General features: G+C 68.2%; 20 protein-coding genes and 1 tRNA gene. 8 read left to right on the top strand and 13 right to left on the bottom strand.

The features are described 5' to 3' along the window. Window positions 1–30: 30 nt before the first annotated feature. The 5 genes from QRN44_RS12175 to QRN44_RS12195 form a co-directional block, all read right to left on the bottom strand. Complete coding sequence (locus QRN44_RS12175; protein ID WP_079705611.1) at window positions 31–942, bottom strand: carbohydrate ABC transporter permease; 912 nt, start codon at window positions 940–942, stop codon at window positions 31–33. After that, window positions 939–1,943 carry a carbohydrate ABC transporter permease gene (locus tag QRN44_RS12180; RefSeq protein ID WP_079002198.1) on the bottom strand — a complete coding sequence of 335 codons (1,005 nt, stop codon included), beginning with the start codon at window positions 1,941–1,943 and terminating at the stop codon, window positions 939–941. Before QRN44_RS12180 ends, QRN44_RS12175 begins: the two co-directional genes overlap by 4 nt. Further along, window positions 1,940–3,346 carry an N-acetylglucosamine/diacetylchitobiose ABC transporter substrate-binding protein gene (ngcE, locus tag QRN44_RS12185; RefSeq protein ID WP_064296252.1) on the bottom strand — a complete coding sequence of 469 codons (1,407 nt, stop codon included), beginning with the start codon at window positions 3,344–3,346 and terminating at the stop codon, window positions 1,940–1,942. Before ngcE ends, QRN44_RS12180 begins: the two co-directional genes overlap by 4 nt. Window positions 3,347–3,441: 95 nt before the next feature. Next, window positions 3,442–4,221, bottom strand: a complete 780-nt coding sequence (locus QRN44_RS12190) for a sugar isomerase domain-containing protein (RefSeq protein WP_121290145.1) — start codon at window positions 4,219–4,221, stop codon at window positions 3,442–3,444. Between the two features lie 10 nt (window positions 4,222–4,231). Beyond that, entirely contained in the window at window positions 4,232–5,179 is a 948-nt protein-coding gene (locus QRN44_RS12195) for a MurR/RpiR family transcriptional regulator (protein WP_079002196.1), read from the bottom strand. A gap of 93 nt (window positions 5,180–5,272) precedes the next feature. Between QRN44_RS12195 and QRN44_RS12200 the strand changes: the two genes are divergently transcribed. From QRN44_RS12200 to QRN44_RS12210, 3 genes are all read left to right on the top strand, one after another. Further along, a complete protein-coding gene (locus tag QRN44_RS12200; RefSeq protein WP_285039235.1) occupies window positions 5,273–6,298 on the top strand; it encodes an N-acetylglucosamine kinase in 1,026 nt (341 codons plus the stop codon). After that, window positions 6,295–7,311 carry a Gfo/Idh/MocA family protein gene (locus QRN44_RS12205; RefSeq protein WP_285039237.1) on the top strand — a complete coding sequence of 339 codons (1,017 nt, stop codon included), beginning with the start codon at window positions 6,295–6,297 and terminating at the stop codon, window positions 7,309–7,311. Before QRN44_RS12200 ends, QRN44_RS12205 begins: the two co-directional genes overlap by 4 nt. 109 nt (window positions 7,312–7,420) lie before the next feature. After that, window positions 7,421–8,743: an alpha-L-fucosidase gene (locus QRN44_RS12210; RefSeq protein ID WP_285039239.1), complete on the top strand. Its 1,323-nt coding sequence runs from the start codon at window positions 7,421–7,423 to the stop codon at window positions 8,741–8,743. Between the two features lie 88 nt (window positions 8,744–8,831). On the opposite strand, the gene ilvC is transcribed toward QRN44_RS12210, so the two are convergent. The 6 genes from ilvC to otsA are packed head-to-tail and all read right to left on the bottom strand — an operon-like array spanning window position 8,832 to window position 16,366. Next, window positions 8,832–9,860: a ketol-acid reductoisomerase gene (ilvC, locus tag QRN44_RS12215; protein ID WP_064296249.1), complete on the bottom strand. Its 1,029-nt coding sequence runs from the start codon at window positions 9,858–9,860 to the stop codon at window positions 8,832–8,834. 48 nt (window positions 9,861–9,908) lie between these two features. After that, window positions 9,909–10,418 (bottom strand): acetolactate synthase small subunit, encoded by a 510-nt coding sequence (gene ilvN, locus QRN44_RS12220; protein ID WP_064296248.1) that lies wholly within the window; start codon window positions 10,416–10,418, stop codon window positions 9,909–9,911. A 2-nt stretch (window positions 10,419–10,420) separates the two neighbouring features. Beyond that, window positions 10,421–12,226: an acetolactate synthase large subunit gene (locus QRN44_RS12225; RefSeq protein WP_121290139.1), complete on the bottom strand. Its 1,806-nt coding sequence runs from the start codon at window positions 12,224–12,226 to the stop codon at window positions 10,421–10,423. Window positions 12,227–12,268: 42 nt separating this feature from the next. Continuing rightward, window positions 12,269–13,963 (bottom strand): dihydroxy-acid dehydratase, encoded by a 1,695-nt coding sequence (gene ilvD / locus QRN44_RS12230; RefSeq protein WP_064296246.1) that lies wholly within the window; start codon window positions 13,961–13,963, stop codon window positions 12,269–12,271. A gap of 1 nt (window position 13,964) precedes the next feature. Beyond that, window positions 13,965–14,786: a trehalose-phosphatase gene (gene otsB, locus QRN44_RS12235; RefSeq protein ID WP_064296245.1), complete on the bottom strand. Its 822-nt coding sequence runs from the start codon at window positions 14,784–14,786 to the stop codon at window positions 13,965–13,967. Next, complete coding sequence (otsA, locus tag QRN44_RS12240) at window positions 14,783–16,366, bottom strand: alpha,alpha-trehalose-phosphate synthase (UDP-forming) (RefSeq protein WP_285039243.1); 1,584 nt, start codon at window positions 16,364–16,366, stop codon at window positions 14,783–14,785. Before otsA ends, otsB begins: the two co-directional genes overlap by 4 nt. 42 nt (window positions 16,367–16,408) lie before the next feature. Here otsA and QRN44_RS12245 point away from each other — a divergent pair, with 42 nt between their 5' ends. The 3 genes from QRN44_RS12245 to QRN44_RS12255 all read left to right on the top strand — a co-directional run bounded on the left by QRN44_RS12245 (window position 16,409) and on the right by QRN44_RS12255 (window position 18,168). Then, on the top strand, window positions 16,409–17,257 hold the full coding sequence (locus QRN44_RS12245; RefSeq protein WP_285039246.1) for a sugar phosphate isomerase/epimerase family protein: 849 nt from the start codon (window positions 16,409–16,411) through the stop codon (window positions 17,255–17,257). A gap of 4 nt (window positions 17,258–17,261) precedes the next feature. After that, window positions 17,262–17,450 (top strand): hypothetical protein, encoded by a 189-nt coding sequence (locus QRN44_RS12250; RefSeq protein ID WP_071260933.1) that lies wholly within the window; start codon window positions 17,262–17,264, stop codon window positions 17,448–17,450. A gap of 148 nt (window positions 17,451–17,598) precedes the next feature. Then, window positions 17,599–18,168 carry a hypothetical protein gene (locus tag QRN44_RS12255; protein ID WP_285039247.1) on the top strand — a complete coding sequence of 190 codons (570 nt, stop codon included), beginning with the start codon at window positions 17,599–17,601 and terminating at the stop codon, window positions 18,166–18,168. A gap of 383 nt (window positions 18,169–18,551) precedes the next feature. Here QRN44_RS12255 and QRN44_RS12260 read toward each other — a convergent pair. After that, a tRNA-Lys gene (locus QRN44_RS12260) sits at window positions 18,552–18,627 on the bottom strand. 147 nt (window positions 18,628–18,774) lie between these two features. Between QRN44_RS12260 and QRN44_RS12265 the strand changes: the two genes are divergently transcribed. Both QRN44_RS12265 and QRN44_RS12270 read left to right on the top strand, forming a co-directional pair. Continuing rightward, window positions 18,775–19,578, top strand: a complete 804-nt coding sequence (locus QRN44_RS12265) for an inositol monophosphatase family protein (protein WP_285039248.1) — start codon at window positions 18,775–18,777, stop codon at window positions 19,576–19,578. A 63-nt stretch (window positions 19,579–19,641) separates the two neighbouring features. Beyond that, entirely contained in the window at window positions 19,642–20,625 is a 984-nt protein-coding gene (locus QRN44_RS12270) for a DNA topoisomerase IB (RefSeq protein ID WP_121290131.1), read from the top strand. On the opposite strand, the gene QRN44_RS12275 is transcribed toward QRN44_RS12270, so the two are convergent. Then, window positions 20,622–20,990, bottom strand: coding sequence for a DUF7882 family protein (locus QRN44_RS12275; RefSeq protein WP_121290129.1), 369 nt, complete (start codon window positions 20,988–20,990; stop codon window positions 20,622–20,624). The two genes, QRN44_RS12270 and QRN44_RS12275, sit on opposite strands and share 4 nt — an antisense overlap. Between the last annotated feature and the right edge of the window lie 9 nt (window positions 20,991–20,999).

Consider the following 20,999-nt stretch of genomic DNA (forward strand, 5'->3'; position numbering starts at 1 on the left):
GCTCGAGCCGAGGACGCGCACGCCGCGGCGCTACTTGTCCGTGCCCTGCGACACCGAACCCTGCAGCTGGCGCTGGAAGATCAGGTACACGATGAGCACGGGGACGACGGTGATCACGGACGCCGCGAAGAGTGCGCCGAAGTCCACCGAGTACCCGGCCTGGGCGGCGAACGACGCCATCCCCTGCGTCAGGACGTAGTTCTGCGGGTTCGAGTTGAGCGCCACGGGCAGGAGGAACTGGTTCCAGAGCCCCACGAAGTTGAGGATCGCGACGGTCGCGAGCCCCGGCCTCGCCATGGGCAGCATCACCTGGAAGAAGGTCCGCCACTCCCCTGCTCCGTCGATCGCGGCCGCCTCCGCGATGGAGACCGGCAGCGACTTGAAGAACGAGAACAGGAAGAACACCGTGAACGGGAAGGCGAACGCCGCGTACGTGAGGATGAGTCCCGGGAGCGAGTTGAGCAACCCGAGGCTCTGCAGCACGAAGAACAACGGCACGATCGCGAGGAACACGGGGAACGTGAGGCCGGCGAGCATCAGGTAGTAGATGGCCCGGCTCCCGAAGAAGCGGAACCGCGCCAGCACGTACGCACACATCGAGCCGAACAGCATGGTCACGATGAGGGCGCCGAACACCACCACGATCGAGTTCAGGAAGAAGCTCCCGATACCGGCCGTCGTCCACGCGTTCACGTAGTTGTCGAAGTTCCATTTCGACGGCAGCGAGAACGGCGAGGCGAAGATCTCGGAGCTCGTCTTGAACGACGACATGACCGTCCAGAGCAGCGGGACGACGACCACGATCGACCAGATGATGAGCACCGTGTGCGATGCCGTCCCGACGACGCGGTCGCCCGTGGTCGGCTTGCGGCTGGCCGGTGTGCGCGTGCCGGTTCCGACGACCGCCGGGTTCGCGGTCGTCGCCGTGGTCTGGACGGTCATTCCGCCACCCCTTCATCGTTGCCGCCGGTGAGTCGGCTGACCAGGAAGACGACGCCCGCGAACATCAGGGTGACGAGCGCGAGCACGACTCCCATCGCACAGGCGTAGCCGAACTGGCCCTTGGTGAACGCCGTCGTGAAGAGCTGCTGCGACATCACGAGCGTCGTGTTGGACGGGCCGCCGCCGGGATTCAACGCGGCCATGTACACGAACGCGTCGAGGGCGAGGATGCCCATGTAGATGTACGCCGTCTGGATGTTGTCTCGGATCAACGGGATCGTGATCGTGAGCGCGGTCCGCAGGCGCCCCGCGCCGTCGATCCGTGCCGCCTCGTACACCTCGGCCGGCACGCCCTTGATCGCCGCGATGAAGAGCACCGTGTAGAACCCGATGAGTCCCCAGACGATGACGAACATGGTCGCGATCATCGCCGTGTCCGGTGAACCGAGCCAGGCGAAGGAGGTGAACTGGTCGAGCCCGATGCCGGTCAGGAAGCCGTTCAGCAGCCCGGACGACGGGTCGTAGATCTGCTTCCAGATGAGGCCGATGACGATGGCCGGCACGACGTACGGGAAGAAGGTGATCACGCGGTACACGCTCGAGTTGCGGAGGCCGCGGATCGGACCGTTGCTCGGCCCACCGATCGTGATGAGGGAGGCGAAGAGGAATGCGATCCCGAGGGTCACGAGCGGCAGGACGATCGCGAGCGCGACGCTGTTGCCCATGGACTGGAGGAAGGTCTGGTCCTGGAAGAGCTTCGTGTAGTTCGAGAACCCGACGAAGTCCATGCCCGGGGAGAACCCGGACCAGTTCGTCAACGAGTAGTACGCCGCTTGCGCGAACGGCGACACCACGAAGACGACGTACCCCACCACCGGCACGATCAGGAAGACCAGGAAGAACGTGACCCGGTCGAACGTGAAGTCCCGGCGGCGCAGCCGCCGGGCGGCGGGAGGGGTAGCCCCTCCCACCTTCCCGAGCGGTGTGCCGACAGCCGTCATTTGACGGTGACCTTGTCCACGGAGTCGTCGTTGCGGACCTTGTCGGAGATGTCCTGCATGCCCTTGGTGAGCGTGGCGACGTCGGAACCACCCTGCAGGAACGTGTTCCACAGGACGAGGAGGTCCGTGTTGAGCCCGTACAGGTCGATGAAGTTCCACGAGAACACATCGGAGCCGGCGTCGTTCAGCATCTTCACCTGGGACACGAGCGCCGTCGAGCCGAAGCCGTCCTCGGGGATCGTGTCCTTGACGATCGTCGACGAGAAGGTCGTCTTGGCGAAGTTCACCGCGGCGTCGTTCGACAGCATGGCCCGCAGGAACTCCTTGCCGCCGCCGACGTTCTTGCCCTGCGACGGGACGATGAAGCCTTCACCCGCGGTGCTGTGGAGCGCCGTGTACGGCAGGGCCGAGTTCGCGGTGACGGTCGGCTCCGGGGCCCCCGTCATCTTGAACCCGTCCTTCGTCTGGGTCTTCATCTCGTTCTCGATCCAGCCACCCGAGGGGTAGAGGATGAAGTCCTCCGAGTTGCTCCACTGGGCCTGGGCCGCGGTGAACTGCGTCCCCGCACCGCCGGGCTTGATGTAACCGGCGTCGACGATCTGCTTCATCGCGGTGAGCACGTCCTGCACGGCCGGCTTCGACCAGCAATCGGCTTCGAGGTTCTCGAGCGCGAGACGGACCTCGTCGCCACCCTCCTTGATCGCCGAGGCGATCGCCATCGTGAGGTAGTAGGTGGCCGCCTCGGTGCCCCAACCGAACAGGTACTTGCCCTGCGCCTTGGCCTTCGCACCGAGGTCGAGCGCCTCGGCCCAGGTCTTCGGGGGCGTCCAGCCGTTGGCCTCGAAGAGTGCCGCCGAGTACCAGATCGCGTAGACCGTCAGCACGTAGTTCAACTGCACGAACTTGCCGTCGAAGGTGCCCGGCTCGACGACACCCGGGTACAGGGTGTCCTTGATGACCTTGCCCTCGTAGTTCTTCGCCTCGATGACGTCCGTCAGGTCGGCGAGCTGCTCGCGGATGGTGTTGATGCCGATGAGGCCGGCACCGCTGTTGTCGATGACGTCCGGCGGGTTGCCGGCGACGAATCGCGGCTGGAGGGTCTGCGCGATGTTCGTGGCGGCCGTGACCTTGACGGTCGAGCCCGCCTGCTGCTTCTCGACGAGCTTCCCGGCGAACTCGGTGTACTCGATGCCGTACCCGCCCTTGAAGATGACGGCGTCGACGGTCGAGTTGGCGGCCATCCCGAACGGGTTGTCGGCCGAGACCGGTCCGCCGGTGGTGGTCGCCCCGCCTCCGCCGCCGACACAGGACGCGAGCGTCCCGCCCAGCGGGAGGAGGATCGCGGTCGCGAGTGCTCCTCGCAGGAAATCGCGGCGTTGGAGCGTTGCTGGCTGCTTGTCCATCGGTCTACCTTCCAGTGATTCGAGTGTTGCCCGGGTGTGGTGCTGTCGGGGTGGTGTTGTCGGGTGTGTGGTGCGGGTGCAGCGACGCCTCGGGTTCAGGCGTCACGTCTGATCCGGCCTCGGTAGCGGTCCTCGAGCACGCTGTTGTGCTCGTCGCCGCCCGGGATGTTGGCCGAGATGTAGAGCGGTGGGGTCTCACCGGTGTCCGCGATCCTCGCCGCGACGCCGATGGTGAGGAGCTGCGCGAGGTAGGCCGCCGTGATCGAGGACACCGCGCCGACCGGGACGCCGTCCTGAACCTCGATGGTCGCGTCACCGAACGGAGCACGGTTGTCGAGCACCACGTCGGCCACCTCGGAGAGCCGCAGCCCGCTCGGGTGCTTCGGCTCGACGCGCGAGGTGTGCTCGAGCGAGGTCACGGCGATGACGGGGTGGCCGTGTTCCTTGGCGATCAGGGCGAGTCCCACGATCGACCCGTTGACGCCGGAGTTCGACGCGATGATGAACACGTCACCCTCCCCCACCGGAGAGATCGCGAAGAGCTCCGCTGCGACATCGCCGCTGCGCTCCAGCGCGGCACCACCGAGGTCGTCGACGGACCGTGCGCCGCGGAGGACGACGTCCCGCAGCGCGATCTTGTTCGTCGGGATCAGTCCCCCGGCGCGTCCGGCGATCTCCATCGCGAACGCCTCCGAGTGGCCGGTGCCGAACGCCTGGATGACCGCTCCGCGCTCGAGGGCCGCGACCAGCAGGTCGATCGCGGGGTCGAGTTCGCCGGACCGTGCCGCCCGGGTGATGTCCGCGAGGCGCGAGGTCACCTCGTCGGTGTAGCGATCGACGTGATCGGTCCAGCTCGTGGTGGATGTGGTGCTCATTCGGTTCCTCTCAGACGCCCACGGGCGAGGCGGTCTCGGACAGGGCGCCGGCCTTGGTCGGTCGGCGGTGCGGGGCGACCGCGAGGGCGGAGGCCGCGAGGCGCTTGGTCGTGCGCTCGAAGTTCTGCTGCGCGACGAACAGGTACAACAGATCCAGGACGAACAGCTGACCGTGCTTGGCGGAGAGGTCGTCGGGCTGCAGGAACCGTTCGTGGGCCGAGGTGATGATGGCCAGGGTCGACGCGGCGACGAGCGGGGAGTCCGGGTTGTTGCTGATCGCCACCGTGAGCGCGCCCGCGCGACCCGCCTGGCGGAGCATCTGGATGGTCTCCTCGGTGCGCCCGGTGTTGCTGATCCCCAGGGCGACCGAGTCGGGGCCCTGGATCGCAGCGCTCGTGAGGCCCGCGTGGACCTCCGACCAGGCGTGCGTGCTGATGCCGATCCGGTACAGCCTGGCCTGCATCTCGTCGGCGAGCATCGCACTGCCGCCCACACCGTAGATGTCGACGTTCCGGCTGCGCGCGATGGCTGCGGCGATCTCGAGCATGACCTCGAGGTCGATCACGTCGGCGGTCTCCCGCAGCGTCCGCGTGTGCGCGTTGAGCAGCGTGCTCAGGACGTCCGGCGCCGAGTCGTCGGGGCCGAACGCCCGGCCGATGTCGGTCTGCCAGGAGTCGCGAGCGGTGCTGCGACCGAAGTCCTTGGCGAGGTCGACCCGGAACGGCGCGTAGCCGGTGTATCCGATGATCCGGCAGAAGCGGGTGATGGTCGCCGCTGAGACGCCCGAATCGGCGGCGAGTTCACCGATCGTGAGGGTCAGGGGGGCGTCGGGGTTCTCCAACAGATAGTCCGCGATACGCAGCATGACCCCGGACATCTCCGGCATCCGCGACCGAATCCGGTTGGTCACGCCGGTGGCGTGCTCGACCGGTGGGTCGGTGCGGATGGAAACAGTCATGGAAATTCCTTTTCTCCTTCGTTGGAGTGACGCGAAACTGATTCTTACAGTACGTTGTGGCCCACGGCAACATGTTTCGAGATGATGACGACCATGAAAACAACTCTGGCGGTCGACGCCGGCGGCACCTCGTCCCGGGCGGTGCTCGTCGACGCCTCCGGACGTCGCCTCGGTTCCGGTCGGGCGGGCGGCGGGAACCCGACCTCGTCCGGCGTGGACAGCGCTGCCACGCAGATCGCGCTCGCAGCTCGTGCCGCGCTCGACCTGGCCAGGACGACGACGTCCGTGTCGCCTCTCCCGTCCGGGTCGCCCGTGGTGATCACGCAGGCGGGGCAGGTGTCCGACGCCTACCGCCGCGCCCTGGACGCGCACCTCGCACCGCTCGGACTCGGACCGGTCGTCATCGAGCCGGATCTGCTCGGCATGTACGGCTCCGGCTCGGCGGCGCCCGACGGCGTCGTGCTCGTCGCGGGGACTGGGAGCGTTGCAGGACGGATCAGGGACCGTCTCGTCGTCCGAGAGGTGGGCGGCGCGGGCTGGCTCCTCGGTGATGGCGGCTCCGGATTCTGGATCGCTCGACGCGTGATCCGCGCGGTCGCCGCCGATCTCGACGGCATCGGACCCCGCACGGCGCTCACCCCGCTGCTCTCCCAGGCGATCGGGTCCACTCCGGACCCGTCCTCATCCGGTGGCGCCGACCACCGCCGGTCCCCGATACTCGACACACTCATCCGCTCGGTGAACGACGGTCCCCCCATCGCCATCGCCCGCCTGGCGCCGCTCGCCTTCCAAGCCGCGGATGACGAGGTCGCGCGGTCCATCCTCGACGCTGCCGTGGACCGTTTGGCCGTCCTCGTCGAACGGGTGCTGGCTCCGGATCAGGACCACCGAGAGCGCACGCTCGTCGTCGGCGGCAGCGTGCTCGTCGACGGACTCCTCCCGTCCGTCCCCTGCGCCGCGGAGCGCCTGTCATCGGCTGCCGCCGGGGCCCGACTCGTCCCGGTCGCCGACGGCCTCGTCGGAGCCGCCGCCCTGGGCATCAGGATGCTGGGCGGGGACGTCGACGACGCGACCCTCAGCCGCCTGCGCGAGGACCTGGCTGCTGGGGCGACGCGGTGACGGCGGACCGGATCGCCGTCATCGGCACCGGCGCCATGGGACTGGCGCACGTCCGCGCGCTCGCCGGACTCGGTGCAGCGGACCGGATCGCCTACCTGTGCTCGGCCCGGTCGCCGAGAGCCATGCCGCAGGCACCGGCAGCACGACTCACCACGTCGGTCGACGAGGTGTTCCTCGATGCCTCCGTGGGCATCGTCGTCATCTGCACGCCGACCGACACCCATCGGGACCTCACCGTCAGCGCGCTCCGTGCCGGCAAACACGTCCTGCTGGAGAAACCGATCGCTCTGACGCTCGCCGACGCCCACGCGATCCTGCGCACCGCCGACGCGTCCGACCGGATATTCATGGTCGCGCACGTCGTCAGATTCTTCGGCGGGTACGAGGCGATCGACGACGCGGTGCGCGTCGGCGCCGTCGGCACACCCCTCGCCGTCACGGCCGAACGGCTGAGCTCCCCTGCCGCCCCGTCACCGTGGTGGCAGGACGAGCGACGCTCCGGCGGCCCCCTCGTCGACTTCGCGATCCACGACTTCGACCAGTTGAACCAGCTCCTCGGCCAACCGCGATCCGTGTCAGCACGCCGCACCGGCGCCGGTCGCCCGATCGAGACGACCGTCGACTACGCCGACGGCGGCATCGGGCGTGTCCTCACCTCCATGGAGCTCCCGCCGGCCTTCGGCTTCAGCTCGGCCATCGAGGTGCTCGGCAGCACCGGGCTCATCGCCCACCGATTCATCGGCGCGTCCCCGACCCACACACCGCCGCTCGCGATCGACGCGCTCGGGTCGGCCGCCGCGCACGGCTTCGTCGGCCTCGACGAGACCGATCCCTACCGACGGCAGATGGCTTCCTTCCTCGGCTGCGTGGATCGAGACGTCCAACCGTTCCGGGTGACCGGCCGCGGCGCCCTCGCGGCCCTCACGGTCGCGTTGGCGGCGAAGGAATCATTGGACACCGGCATACCGGTGCAGTTCTCCGAATCCAACGACGTTCGAACCACCGACACGTAGCAAATCCGCTGGCCCGACCACACCGGTCCACCAGACAGCAGACATCCGACCTTTCGTGTTAGCCTGCCCCCGCACCGCCGTGAACCCACTCGACGATCGAAGGGCCGCCGTGACCGAGACCACCATCCCCAGACCCGACACCGCCTGGTTCGACGAGGCGAGATTCGGACTGTTCCTGCACTGGGGCCTCTACGCCCTCCCCGCACGCCACGAGTGGGTGCAGACGCGGGAGCGCCTCTCGGCCGAACACTACGAGCGCTACCGCGAACACTTCGACCCCGACCGGTTCGACCCCCGCGCCTGGGCCAAGCAGGCCAGGGCGGCCGGCTTCCGGTACGCGGTCCTCACGACGAAGCACCACGACGGCTTCTGCCTGTGGGACTCGGCGCTCACCGACTTCACGTCCACGCACACGCCCGCCGGCCGTGACCTCGTGGCGGAATTCGTGGAGGCGTTCCGCGCCGAGGGACTCCGGATCGGCTTCTACCACTCGCTCATCGACTGGCATCACCCCGATTTCACGGTCGACGGCATCCACCCGCGACGCGAGGACGCCGAGGCGCTCGCCGCGAACGCCGACCGGGACTGGTCCCGCTATCGCGACTATCTGCACGGCCAGGTGCGCGAGCTGCTCACCGGTTACGGCCCGATCGACTACCTCTTCTTCGACTTCAGCTATTCGCAGGGCATCGAAGGCCTGCCGGGCAAGGGCGCCGCCGACTGGGGCTCCGAGGAACTCGTCGAGATGATCCGCGGGCTGCAGCCGGAGATCCTCATCAACGACCGCCTCGAACTCCCGGGCGACGTCACCACCCCGGAGCAGTATCAGCCCGTGGTGACGCCGGTCGGTCCCGACGGCGACCCCCTCCGGTGGGAGGCCTGCCAGACCCTGAACGGCAGCTGGGGGTACGACCGCGACAACCTCGACTACAAGTCGCCGGAGCTGCTCCTGCGGATGCTCGTCGATTCGGTCTCGAAGAACGGCAACATGCTGCTGAACATCGGACCGACCGCGCGCGGGACGATCGATCCGCGCGCGATCGAACGACTCGACGTCCTCGCCGACTGGTTCGCGCTCCACGAGCGGGCGATCCGAGGATGCGGCCCGTCGGAGTTCAGCAGTCCGACCGACGTCCGGTATACGCAACGGGGCGACCGGCTGTACGTGCACGTCTTCGCCTGGCCGTTCGTGCACCTGCACCTGCCCGGTCTCGGCGGCCGGGTGCGCTACGCCCAGCTGTTGTCGGACGGCTCCGAGGTGCCCTTCCAGGTGCATCGCCCGGAGCACGACCTGCCGAACCAGCACACCCAACCGAAGGGACTCGGTCCCGACACGGTGACCCTGCACCTGCCGATCGGTGAACCCGACACCCCGATCCCGGTCATCGAGATCTTCCTCGAGCCCGGCACGACCGGAGCGACGACAGCCTGAGGTCTTCCGCAGACGACGGAACGCCCGCCCCGACGGATCGGGGCGGGCGTTCCGGCTCGGCGCCGCTGAGCGGCTGGTCGAGCGGAGACTAGCGGGCGACGCTGCCGTCGACGTAGTCGTCGTCGTTCGAGGCGTTCCACGCGAAGAGCTTGCGCAGCTCGCGACCGGTGGCCTCGATCGGGTGGTCCTCACCCTTCTTGCGCAGCTCGAGGAACTCGGGCGCGCCGGCGTCCTGGTCGTCGATGAAGCGCTTGGCGAAGGTGCCGTCCTGGATGTCCTTGAGGACCGCCTGCATGTTGGTCTTGACGCTCGGGTCGATGACGCGCGGGCCGGAGACGTAGTCGCCGTACTCAGCCGTGTCGGAGACGCTCCAACGCTGCTTGGCGATGCCACCCTCCCAGATGAGGTCGACGATGAGCTTCAGCTCGTGGAGCACCTCGAAGTAGGCGATCTGCGGCTGGTACCCAGCCTCGGTGAGGGTCTCGAAGCCGTACTGGATCAGCTGCGAGACACCACCGCACAGGACGGCCTGCTCGCCGAAGAGGTCGGTCTCGGTCTCCTCGGTGAAGGTGGTCTTGATGCCGCCGGCACGGAGGCCGCCGATCGCCTTGGCGTAGGACCAGGCGAGCGCCCAGGCACCACCGGTCTCGTCCTTCTCGACGGCGACGATGACGGGGACGCCACGGCCGGCCTCGTACTCGCGACGGACGGTGTGGCCCGGTCCCTTCGGGGCGACCATGAAGATGTCGACGCCCTCGGGAGCCTCGATGTAGCCGAAGCGGATGTTGAAGCCGTGGCCGAAGACGAGCGCCTTGCCCGGAGCGAGCTGGTCCTTGATGGACTCGGCGAAGATCGTGCGCTGGTGCTGGTCCGGAGCGAGGATGACGATGACGTCGGCCCATGCGGAGGCGTCGGCGACGTTCTTGACGGTGAAGCCCTGCTCCTCGGCCTTGGCGATCGACTTCGAGCCGTCCTTCAGGCCGACGACGACCTCGACACCGGAGTCGCGGAGGTTGAGCGCGTGTGCGTGGCCCTGCGAGCCGTAGCCGATAACGGCAACTTTCTTGCCCTGGATGAGCGACAGGTCTGCGTCCTGGTCGTAGAAAATCTCAGTCACTGGTGGTTCTCTCCTTGGTTGTGGTTTCGCAATACGTCGCAGATGCGACTAGTTCTTGAAGACGCGTTCGGTGATGGACTTCGAGCCGCGCCCGATGGCGAGGAGACCCGATTGGGCGATCTCCTTGATGCCGTAGGGCTCGAGCACCTTGAGGAGCGCGGTCGTCTTCCCGGAGTCGCCCGTGACCTCGATCACGAGGGCGTCGGTCGCCACGTCGACGACGCGGGCCCGGAACAGGTTGACGGCTTCCAGCACCTGGGAACGGGTGGAGTTGTCGACGCGGACCTTGATGAGCAGGTGCTCGCGCTGGACGGACTGCGCCGGATCCAGCTCGACGATCTTGATGACGTTGATGAGCTTGTTCAGCTGCTTCGTCACCTGCTCGAGCGGAAGCTCCTCGACGTCGACGACGACCGTGATCCGGGACAGACCCTCGATCTCGCTGTGGCCGACCGCGAGGCTCTCGATGTTGAAGCCCCGGCGGGCGAACAACCCGGCGACGCGGGTCAACAGACCGGGCTTGTCCTCGACGAGGAGGCTCAGGACGTGGCTGCTCATGCTCAGGCCTCCTCATCGAACGACGGACTGTGGTCCTTGGCGTACTGGACGTAGCTGTTGCTGACACCCTGCGGCACCATCGGCCACACCATCGCGTCCGCACTCACCACGAAGTCGATGACGACCGGACGGTCGTTCGTCTCCAGGGCGAGCTTGATGGCGGCGTCGACCTCCTCCTCCTTCGTCACGCGGATCGCGAGGCAACCGTAGGCCTCGGCCAGCTTGACGAAGTCGGGGACGCGGATGGTGTCGTGCCCGGTGTTCAGGTCGGTGTTCGAGTACCGACCGTCGTAGAAGAGCGTCTGCCACTGTCGGACCATCCCCAGTGAGGAGTTGTTGATGATCGCGACCTTGATCGGGATGTTGTTGATCGTGCAGGTCGCGAGCTCCTGGTTGGTCATCTGGAAACAGCCGTCGCCGTCGATCGCCCACACGTGGCGATCGGGCTGGGCCACCTTGGCGCCCATGGCCGCTGGGACCGAGTAGCCCATGGTCCCGGCACCGCCCGAGTTCAACCAGGAGTTCGGACGCTCGTACTTGATGAACTGCGCCGCCCACATCTGGTGCTGGCCGACGCCCGACGCGAAGACGCCCTCCGGACCGGTGATCTCGCCGATGCGTGAGATGACGTGCTGTGGCGAGAGCAGACCGTCGGTCGGCTCGGCGTAGCCCAGCGGGAACTCCTCGCGGAGGCCGTCGAGGTAGGACCACCACTCGGCGATGTCGGGGGTGACCTCGCGGGCGGCCGACTCGAACGCCGACTGGAGGTCGACGATGACGTCCTTCGCGTCGCCCACGATGGGGACGTCCGCGATGCGGATCTTCGAGATCTCCGCCGGGTCGACGTCCACGTGGACGACCTTGGCGTTCGGCGCGAAGAGCGAGGCCTTGCCGGTCACGCGGTCGTCGAACCGGGCACCGAGCGACACGAGCAGGTCGGCCTCCTGCAGCGCGAGCACTGCCGGGACGGTGCCGTGCATGCCGGGCATGCCGAGGTGCTGCGTGTGCGAGTCGGGGAACGCCCCGCGAGCCATGAGCGTCGTCACCACCGGAGCCCCGGTCGCCTCCGCCAGCGCGAGCAGTTCCTCGGAGGCCTTGGAGCGGATCACGCCGCCTCCGACGTACAGCACCGGCTTCTTGGCGTTGACGAGCAGCTGCGCAGCGGCCTGGATCTGCTTGCCGTGCGCCTTCGTCACCGGACGGTAGCCGGGCAGGTCGACCTTCGGCGGCCAGATGAACGGCGCCTCGGCCTGCTGGGCGTCCTTCGTGATGTCGACCAGCACCGGTCCAGGACGGCCGGTACCCGCGATCTCGTAGGCCGCGGCGATGGCCGCCGGGACCTCCTCCGGGGTCTTGACGAGGAAGGAGTGCTTGGTGATCGGCATGGTGATGCCGACGATGTCCGCCTCCTGGAACGCGTCAGTGCCCATGAGGGTCGAGAACACCTGACCGGTGATCGCGACCATCGGCACCGAGTCCATGTAGGCGTCGGCGATGGCGGTGACGAGGTTCGTCGCGCCGGGGCCCGACGTCGCGATGCACACGCCGATCCCGCCGCCGGCGGCGGCGTATCCTTCCGCCGCGTGGCCGGCGCCCTGCTCGTGGCGGACCAGGATGTGACGGAGCTTCGTCGAGTCCATCAGCGGGTCGTAGGTCGGCAGGATCGCGCCGCCGGGCAGACCGAAGATGTCGGTGACCCCGAGGAGCTCGAGCGACCGGACGATCGCCTCGGCTCCCGTCAGGATCTCCGGTGCGGCCGGGGCCGCAGGTGTTCTGGGATGAGGCACGGGTTGGGATTCCGTGGGCATGATGATTCCTTCAGCGATGAGATGCACGAACGAGATGCTCGGTTATCCCGTGATCGCGCCCTCCGCTGCGGAGTGCACGAGACGAGAGTACTTTGCGAGAACGCCACGGGTATAGCGCGGGGGAAGAGGCGCCCAGCCGTCGCGGCGGGCTTCCAGCTCTGCTTCGTCGACGAGTAGGTCGAGCGAGCGGCCAGCGATATCGACCCGTATCAGATCACCATCGCGCACGAAGGCGATCGGACCTGCGTCCACCGCTTCGGGTGCTATGTGGCCGATGCACAGTCCGGTTGTGCCGCCTGAGAATCGACCGTCCGTCAACAGTAGTACATCCTTGCCGAGTCCGGCGCCCTTGATGGCTGCCGTGATCGCGAGCATCTCGCGCATCCCCGGTCCGCCCTTCGGGCCCTCGTAGCGGATGATGACGACGTCGCCCTTGTTGATCTTGCCCTCGGTGAGTGCGTCCATGGCACCGCGCTCACGTTCGAAGACCCGCGCGGGTCCTTCGAAGACCTCGGCGTCGAATCCGGCCGTCTTCACGACGGCGCCCTCGGGCGCGAACGACCCCTTGAGGATCGTGATGCCGCCGGTCGCGTGGATCGGGTTGTCGAGCGTGCGGATGACCGTGCCGTCGATCGGGTCGGGGTTGATGTCGGCGAGGTTCTCGGCGACGGTCTTGCCGGTGACCGTGAGGCAGTCGCCGTGCAGCAGACCGGCGTCGAGCAGCGCCTTCATGACGACGGGGACGCCGCCGTGACGGTCGACGTCGTTCATGACGTACTGGCCGAACGGCTTCAGGTCGCCGATGTGCGGCACCTTGTCGCCGATGCGGTTGAAGTCGTCGAGCGTGAGGTCGACCTCGGCCTCGCGGGCGATGGCGAGCAGGTGCAGGACCACGTTCGTCGATCCGCCGAAGGCCATCGCGACGGCGATGGCGTTCTCGAACGCCTCCTTCGTCAGGATGTCACGCGCGGTGATGCCGAGTCGGAGCATGTTGACCACGGCTTCGCCCGAACGGTGCGCGAAGTAGTCGCGACGGCGATCGGCCGAGGGCGGCGAAGCCGAACCCGGGAGGCTCATCCCGAGGGCCTCGGCGACCGACGCCATCGTGTTGGCCGTGTACATCCCGCCGCACGCACCCTCTCCCGGGGCGATGGCGCACTCGATGCGCTTGAGGTCCTCTTCGCTCATGTTGCCGGCTTTGCAGGCCCCGACCGCTTCGAAGGAGTCGATGATCGTGACCTCCTTCTCGGTGCCGTCGGAGAGCTTGACCCAACCCGGCGCGATCGATCCGGCGTAGAGGAAGACCGAGGAGAGGTCGAGTCGTGCGGCCGCCATGAGCATGCCCGGCAGCGACTTGTCGCAGCCGGCGAGCAGGACCGTACCGTCGAGGCGCTCGGCCATGACCACGGTCTCGACGCTGTCGGCGATGACCTCGCGTGAGACGAGCGAGAAGTGCATGCCCTCGTGGCCCATCGAGATGCCGTCGGAGACGGAGATGGTGCCGAACTGCAGCGGGTATCCCCCGCCCGAGTGCACGCCCTCCTTGGCCCCCTGTGCGAGGCGGTCGAGCGAGAGGTTGCAGGGCGTGATCTCGTTCCACGAGCTCGCGATGCCGATCTGGGGCTTGTCCCAGTCCTCATCGCCCATGCCGACGGCGCGGAGCATGCCGCGCGAAGTGGTCGCCTCGATCCCGTCGGTGACGGCACGACTGCGTGGTTTGATGTCGATCTCTGGCATTTTAAGAGTCTACGGCTTCCTTGTTGCTTCGATATTCCGCGAGCATGCCGAGGACGCGCGCGATCTCCGACGGTCCTTCGACCCTGAAGTCGGCGGCGGTCACGCCGGCACCGCTCTTCACCCCGAGGTCGCCGGGGCCGAGTGCGCCGAACGCGTCCTCGTCCGTGACGTCGTCGCCCGCGTAGAACACGGCATCTGCTTTGGTGTACCGCCGGAGGTGTTCGACGGCTTCGCCCTTGGTCGCGCTCCTGAGCGAGAACTCGAGGACGTTCTTGCCCTCTCGAACCGTCAGGGCGCCGAACTCGTCCTTGGTGTGGGCGAGTGCTTCGAGGTGGGCGATCCTGGAGTCTTCTTCACTGGCGAGCCTCGTGTGCAGGGCGAACCCTGCCGGCTTCCGCTCGATCCAGACATTATCGTAACCCTCCGCGACGTCCTGGAGGATCCGTTGGAGGGTCTCCCGCTGTTCGCGTTCCTCGTCGTCGAGGGCGAGGGCGTCGTCGGGGTTGTCGAGCCGGATCTCGACGCCGTGCGAGCCGGCGAACAGAGCGTGGTCGGGTAGCTCGGCCACGGCCACGAGACTGTCGATCGCGCGCCCGGACACGAGTGCGACGCGTGTCCCGGGCAGGTCCATCAGCGCCAACACGGCCTTGCGGGCCGCGGGCAGCGCGCGCGCCTGATCCGGGTCGTCGACCTCCGGGGCCAGCGTGCCGTCGAAGTCCAGGGCCACCAGGAGCTTCGGGACGTCGGCCAGGCGGCGGAGTTCCGCACGCAGTCCGAGGGGAAGCCCCCCGAGGGTGTCGGTGGGCTCGTCGGTGGTGCTCATGACTGGGTGGTGCTCCCCTGCTCGATGGTCGGTGACTGGTCGCGCACGCGCTGCAACTCGTCGAGGAAGGACGCCGACCACCGCGCGACGTCGTACTCCATGACGCGCTTGCGCAGCGCCCGCATGCGACGACCACGCTCGGCCTTCGTCATGTGCACGGCCTGGAGGATCGCCGACTTCATCCCCTCGATGTCGTGCGGGTTGATCTTGAGGGCCTGCTTCAGTTCGTCGGACGCGCCGGCGAACTCGCTCAGGACGAGGACGCCGTCGTTGTCGTAGCGAGCGGCGACGTACTCCTTCGCGACCAGGTTCATGCCGTCGCGCAGGGCCGTGACGAGCATGACGTCGGCGGCGAGGTAGAGCGCGGCCATCTCCTCACGGGGGTACCCGTGGTGCAGATACTGGATCGCGGTGTGGCCGATGGTGCCGAAGTCGCCGTTGATCCGGCCGACCGTCTGTTCGATGTCGTCGCGGAGCTGGCGGTACGTCTCGACGCGTTCGCGGCTGGGGCTCGCGACCTGGACGAGCGTGACGTCCTCGACCGCGAGCTTCCCCTGTGCGAGGAGTTCGCCGAAGGCCTTGAGTCGGTGCCCGATGCCCTTCGTGTAGTCGAGACGGTCGACGCCGAGCATGATCGTCTCCGGGTTGCCGAGCTCCTCGCGGATCTGCTTGGCACGGGCGATGATGTCGGAGCGCTGCGCGAGGGCCTTGTACCCCTTGCTGTCGATCGAGATCGGGAAGTGTCGGGCGATCACCGTGCGGTACGGGGCGCCGCGCTTCGAGGCGGCCGGTGCGGCGTCCGTCGTGACCGACACGAGTGCCGCGTCGAGCGGGACCTGGATCGCGGCCCCCTTCGTCTCGTACCCGAACAGGCGGCGGACCGCCCGGGAGAAGTTGCCCGCGTCCGCGACGCGCTGGAAGCCGATGACGTCGGCGCCGAGCAGTCCCTCGATGATCTGGCGTCGCCACGGGAGCTGCGAGTAGATGCCGTAGGCCGGGAACGGGATGTGGTTGAAGAAGCCGATCGTGAGATCGGGTCGCAGCTCACGCAGGATCTTCGGCACGAGCTGCAGCTGGTAGTCCTGCACCCAGACCGTCGCACCGTCGGACGCGGCCGACGCGGCGGCCTCCGCGAACCGTCGGTTCACGGCGACGTAGGAGTCCCACCACTCGCGGTGGTAGCTCGGCGGAGCGATGACGTCGTGGTAGAGCGGCCAGATGGTGTCGTTCGAGAAGCCCTCGTAGTAGCGGGCGATCTCGTCCTCGGACAGCGGGACCGGGATGATCCACATCTCGTCGTTGTCGAACGGTTCGATCTCGAGGTCGGCCGAGCCGGCCCATCCGATCCATGCGCCGTCGGCACCGCGCATGACGGGTTCGAGGGCGGTCACGAGTCCACCGGGTGAGGTCCGCCAGCTCTCGGCACCGTCTGCGTCGACGACGCGGTCGACCGGCAGCCGGTTGGATACCACGATGAAGTCGAAGGTCGACGCTGATCCGCCGTCAGGCGCGGAATATCTGGTGATGATGGCCCTCCCGGGGTACTCGGGTTCGCTGTTCAGGCTAGCAGCGTTCCGCATGGCGAAACCGCGTGTTCAGACGGCGAGCATATGCTTGCGCTGATGATCCGCCATGGCATGAGCACCTCCTGCGTCTACCCGCTGGGAACCCGGCGCGCGTTCGAGTTGGCCGCCGAAGCCGGCTACGACGGCGTCGAGGTCATGGTCACCCAGGACCGCGTGACGCAGGACGCCGACGCACTCCGCGCCCTCGCCGCCGAGACCGGCCTGGACATCCTCTCCATCCACGCGCCGGTCCTGACCCGGACCGCGTTCGTCTGGGGCCGCGACCATCGGGAGAAGCTCCGGCGCTCGGCGGAGCTCGCCGCCGCCGTTGGCGCGTCGACCGTGGTCGTGCACCCGCCGTTCCGCTGGCAGCGGCGCTACGCGCACGCCTTCGTCGACCTCGTCGCGGAGTTGACCGAGACACACGGACTCGAGCTGGCCGTCGAGAACATGGCGTGCTTCCAGAGCCGCGGGCTCCGGGTGCAGCCGTTCGCCTTCGGCTACGACCCGGCCCCACTCGCCTGCGCCGCCCTGACGCTCGACTTCTCCCACGCGGCCCTCGCGGGTGAGGACTCGCTCGAGATCGCGACCCGCTACGGCGACCGCCTCCGACACGTGCACCTGTGCGACGGGACCGCGCCGTCGCCGCGGGGTGCCTTCCTCGACGAACACCTCCTCCCGGGCGCCGGTGAGCAGCCGGTCGCCGAGGTCCTCGAGCTGCTGCGCGCGGCGGACTGGTCGGGGAGCATCGTGGCGGAGGTGCACCTGCCCGCGACCGGCGGCGACACGCTCCGCCTCGCCCAGCTGCGGGCCTCACTGGCCTTCGCGAGGCGTGCGTTCGCTAGCACAGGCGAGAACCCGAAGGAAAGCCCGGATGCGGGGGGCCTCCCCTACCGGCTAGCGTGAAGACATGCGCAAATTCCTCTTCAACGGCAGCATGATCTCCACGGTCTTCGGCGGCATCTCCGCCCTCCAGGCGACCCGCCAGGGACCGCGGGACTGGAAGCTCGCCCTCCTCTGGGTGAGCTGGGGCATCTCGCTCGCCCTCGCGATCAGCTCGGTGCTCGAGGACAGCAAGCAGGCTGAGATCGGCCGCTGAGGTCGCGCCGGACGCGTTACCACGACCGCGCGGCAAACCCGAGAATTGGGGCGCTCGCCCGCGTGTCTCCGCGTCGTTCCGCGCCTCGTGATCGACAATGAGGGCAGTCCAGCCTCACGGATGATCCGCTTTCGATGAAGGGCCCGCCATGTTCGGTCGCCGACGCCACGCAGCACCAGTCTCCGCATCGAAGCTGTCCGAGAAGCAGCTGTTCGACCTCGTCCACGCACGACTGGCGAGCGAACTCGGTGCCAACGGCGCCTGGGTGCTGTCGCGCCGTACCCCGAGCTCCGGCGACGAGATCTTCCACGAGGTCTACGCCCAGCAGCTCGCCCACGAGATCGCGACGGACATCGACCTCGAGCAGGCAGCGGTGACGGTCCATGCCGAGGCCGTTCCGGCGCGTGGATGGCGCCTCTGGTCACGCGGTCAGGAGGAATCCGCGGTCGACGCCGCCGACGAGGTCGAGTCCCTCGAGATCGTCGAGCCGGCCGTCGCCGAGGAACCCGCCGCCATCACCGAGACGGTCGACGCCCCGTCCGAGGCGCAGGCTGGTGACGACCACCCCGAGGCCGCGGCTGACGACACCGAGCCGACGCTCGTCGAGCGGACCCTCCTCGAGCCGCAGCACTACCCCATCACCGTCTGGGCCGAGCCCGAGTTCATCGACGCGAGCCTCGTCAACCCGGTGCCGGCGCGCCGCAGCTCGGTCGCCTGAGCAACGAAGCACGTCGACAACGGCCGTCCACTCCGGTGGGCGGCCGTTTCGTCGTACCGGACCCCTGAGCGGGCATGACGCCTCATCGAACCCGAATCGATGAGGCGTCACGGCGCTGGTGGGCACGAATGCCCGACCGTCGCTCTGCTCCGCACGGTGGGGTGACCACGCGGAGGCTTCCGTCGGCAACGGCAGGACCCGATCCCGCCATGCTGCCGACCCCTCCAGGGTCTCATGCCTGAGCCCCGCTCCGGCCCGATGACGCGAATCGGACGGGAGCTGTCGCGAAACGCTACCGGAGCGCTTCGTCGAGCCGAATGCTCGAACACGAGCCGAACCGCAATGCAGAACGGCCCCGTCCGAAGACGAGGCCGTTGCTGGTGTGGTGCACCCCCCCGGACTTGAACCGGGAACCCACTGATTAAGAGTCAGTTGCTCTGCCAATTGAGCTAGAGGTGCGTGGTTTCGGAGTGTTCCGAACCGAGATATGACACTAGCACCCAACTGGCCCGGGTGCGAAATCGAGCCCGTCGGCGTGTCGCGGAGGCACGTCTCCTGCCTTTCGGGCGTCGTCCGATCAGGCCCGCGCGACCCTATCCTGGAGGGGTGACCGAACCCGTGACCGTCTCCCCCGCCGACCTCGATCTCGCGCTCCGGCTCGCCGACACGGCCGACCGCATTGCCATGGGCCGTTTCGAGGCACGCGACCTCGACGTCTCCACCAAGCCGGACCGCTCGCACGTCACCGACGCCGACCTCGCCGTCGAACGCGCCATCCGCGGCATCCTCGAGACCGAGCGCCCGGACGACGGCGTGTTCGGCGAGGAGTACGGCGCGCAGGGCCCGACGGATCGACAGTGGATCATCGACCCGATCGACGGGACGGCGAACTTCCTCCGCGGCGTCTCGAACTGGGCGACGCTCATCTCCCTCGCCGTCGACGGCGTCCCGGTCGTTGGCGTCGTCAGCGCACCCGCCATGCACGCCCGCTGGTGGGGCGCCATCGGACACGGCGCGTGGGGCGTCCGGTTCGGCGAGACCACCCCTCGCCGACTGTCCGTCTCGGGGGTCTCCGACCTCGCCGACGCGTCCTTCAGTTTCCAGAGCATCGCGCAGTGGGCCTCGGTCGGGCGGATCCCGCAGCTGCTGGCCCTGTGCGGCTCCCTGTGGCGCGATCGGGCCATCGGTGACATGTGGCCCTACATGCTGCTCGCCGAAGGCTCGATCGACGCCGTGGCCGAATTCGGCGTGCAGGAGTACGACCTGGGCGCACACGTGCCGATCGTCCTCGAGGCCGGCGGTCGCTTCACGGACATCGACGGCATCGAGACCATCTCCACACGGAGCTCCCTCGCGACGAACGGGCGCTTGCACGACGCCTTCCTCGCCGAGCTGCCGCCCGTCGGCTGACACGGGCGCACGGCGCGGCGCAAGCCCGCCGAGCGGGATCCGAGCGCGTCGTACGCTGGGCGGATGGTACGACTGAGGCGCAGCGACGTGAACGGCCAGGGCATCCGACGGGTTCGATCCGGGCGCGGCTTCAGCTACCGGTTGCCGGACGGTTCGCTCCTCGACGATCAGGAGATCCGAGCCCGGATCGACGGTCTGGTGGTCCCTCCAGCCTGGAACGACGTCTGGATCACCCCCTACGCCAACGGGCACATCCAGGCGACCGGTATCGACGCGGCCGGTCGGCGGCAGTACCTCTACCACCCGTCGTGGCGCGAGCGTCAGGACCGGAGCAAGTTCGACCGCGCCCTGGCCCTCGCCGAGGCTCTCCCGGCCGCGCGAGGTCGGGTCACCCGGGACCTTCGGCTCGAGGGGTACCCGCTCGCACGGGTGTCGGCCGGCGCCTTCCGCATGCTCGACACGGGCTCCCTCCGCGTGGGCGGAGAGCAGTACGCGGAGGCGAACGGGAGTCACGGCCTGTCGACCCTCGAGGGCGCGCACGCTCGCGTGAGCGGCGACACCGTCGCACTGAAGTTCCCGGCGAAGAGCGGACAGCCCTGGGAGTCCGACATCGTCGACGCCGACCTGGCCTCACTCATCCGCTCCTTGAAGCGCCGCGGACCGCACGCCCGCCTCCTGGCCTGGAAGGACGGGAACCGGTGGCGGCACCTCCAGGCGAGCCAGATCAACGACTACGTCCGGGCACAGACGAACGGTGAATTCACCGCGAAGGACTTCCGGACCTTGCACGGCACCGTCGCGGCTGCGGAGAGCCTGGCGAAGACCGGACCCGTGCAGACCAAGACGGCACGCTCGAAGGCGCTCGCACAGGCCATGCGTGACGCCGCAGCGGTCCTCGGCAACACCCCGGCGATCGCGAAGTCCAGCTACGTCGACCCGCGGGTCGTCGATCGCTACACGCACGGCGAGACGATCCCACCGGACGGTCGCGGCTCACCGGAGACGGCGCTGCGCGTCCTGCTCGTGGGGACGGACGACCCGTCCTAGCCGTGATCCTGGTCGTGGGACTCGGTGCCCGCGTCGCGCGGCGCTCCGTTCCCCGCGAGGTACCCCTCGACCTCGGACTCCGGGATGAGCTGCAGCCCTCGGGGGGTGTGCGATGAATCCGAGAGGACCTCGAGCCACGCACGGTTGAGTTCCGGCGGACGGCTCCCGAAGAAGCGGAACTGCAGCGGGATGCTCGGGGACAACCACAGCGAGCGTCGTCCGGAACCGTGCTCGGGATCGTTCGCCCAGCTGAGGAAGAAGCTCTCCTGGCGGCGCAGCTTCGCCCCGATGACGGCCTTCAGGTGCGCGAGCGCGCGGTCTTCGATCTCGTACTCGTCGCCTGACCCGTAGATGAGCATTCCCATGGAGATATT

This window comes from Plantibacter sp. lyk4-40-MEA-4 (assembly GCF_030209415.1).
Lineage (GTDB): Bacteria > Actinomycetota > Actinomycetes > Actinomycetales > Microbacteriaceae > Plantibacter > Plantibacter flavus_A.

What these genes read in the sequence shown, in the direction of transcription:
- QRN44_RS12200 (WP_285039235.1), top strand. Translation starts at nt 5,273, where the DNA reads ATGAAAACAACTCTGGCGGTCGACGCCGGCGGCACCTCGTCCCGGGCG.
- ilvN (WP_064296248.1), bottom strand. Translation starts at nt 10,418, where the DNA reads ATGAGCAGCCACGTCCTGAGCCTCCTCGTCGAGGACAAGCCCGGTCTG.
- QRN44_RS12270 (WP_121290131.1), top strand. Translation starts at nt 19,642, where the DNA reads ATGGTACGACTGAGGCGCAGCGACGTGAACGGCCAGGGCATCCGACGG.
- QRN44_RS12255 (WP_285039247.1), top strand. Translation starts at nt 17,599, where the DNA reads ATGTTCGGTCGCCGACGCCACGCAGCACCAGTCTCCGCATCGAAGCTG.
- otsA (WP_285039243.1), bottom strand. Translation starts at nt 16,366, where the DNA reads ATGCGGAACGCTGCTAGCCTGAACAGCGAACCCGAGTACCCCGGGAGG.
- QRN44_RS12175 (WP_079705611.1), bottom strand. Translation starts at nt 942, where the DNA reads ATGACCGTCCAGACCACGGCGACGACCGCGAACCCGGCGGTCGTCGGA.
- QRN44_RS12195 (WP_079002196.1), bottom strand. Translation starts at nt 5,179, where the DNA reads ATGACTGTTTCCATCCGCACCGACCCACCGGTCGAGCACGCCACCGGC.
- QRN44_RS12180 (WP_079002198.1), bottom strand. Translation starts at nt 1,943, where the DNA reads ATGACGGCTGTCGGCACACCGCTCGGGAAGGTGGGAGGGGCTACCCCT.
- otsB (WP_064296245.1), bottom strand. Translation starts at nt 14,786, where the DNA reads ATGAGCACCACCGACGAGCCCACCGACACCCTCGGGGGGCTTCCCCTC.
- ilvD (WP_064296246.1), bottom strand. Translation starts at nt 13,963, where the DNA reads ATGCCAGAGATCGACATCAAACCACGCAGTCGTGCCGTCACCGACGGG.
- QRN44_RS12250 (WP_071260933.1), top strand. Translation starts at nt 17,262, where the DNA reads ATGCGCAAATTCCTCTTCAACGGCAGCATGATCTCCACGGTCTTCGGC.
- QRN44_RS12190 (WP_121290145.1), bottom strand. Translation starts at nt 4,221, where the DNA reads ATGAGCACCACATCCACCACGAGCTGGACCGATCACGTCGATCGCTAC.
- QRN44_RS12245 (WP_285039246.1), top strand. Translation starts at nt 16,409, where the DNA reads ATGATCCGCCATGGCATGAGCACCTCCTGCGTCTACCCGCTGGGAACC.
- ngcE (WP_064296252.1), bottom strand. Translation starts at nt 3,346, where the DNA reads ATGGACAAGCAGCCAGCAACGCTCCAACGCCGCGATTTCCTGCGAGGA.
- QRN44_RS12275 (WP_121290129.1), bottom strand. Translation starts at nt 20,990, where the DNA reads ATGGGAATGCTCATCTACGGGTCAGGCGACGAGTACGAGATCGAAGAC.
- QRN44_RS12225 (WP_121290139.1), bottom strand. Translation starts at nt 12,226, where the DNA reads ATGCCCACGGAATCCCAACCCGTGCCTCATCCCAGAACACCTGCGGCC.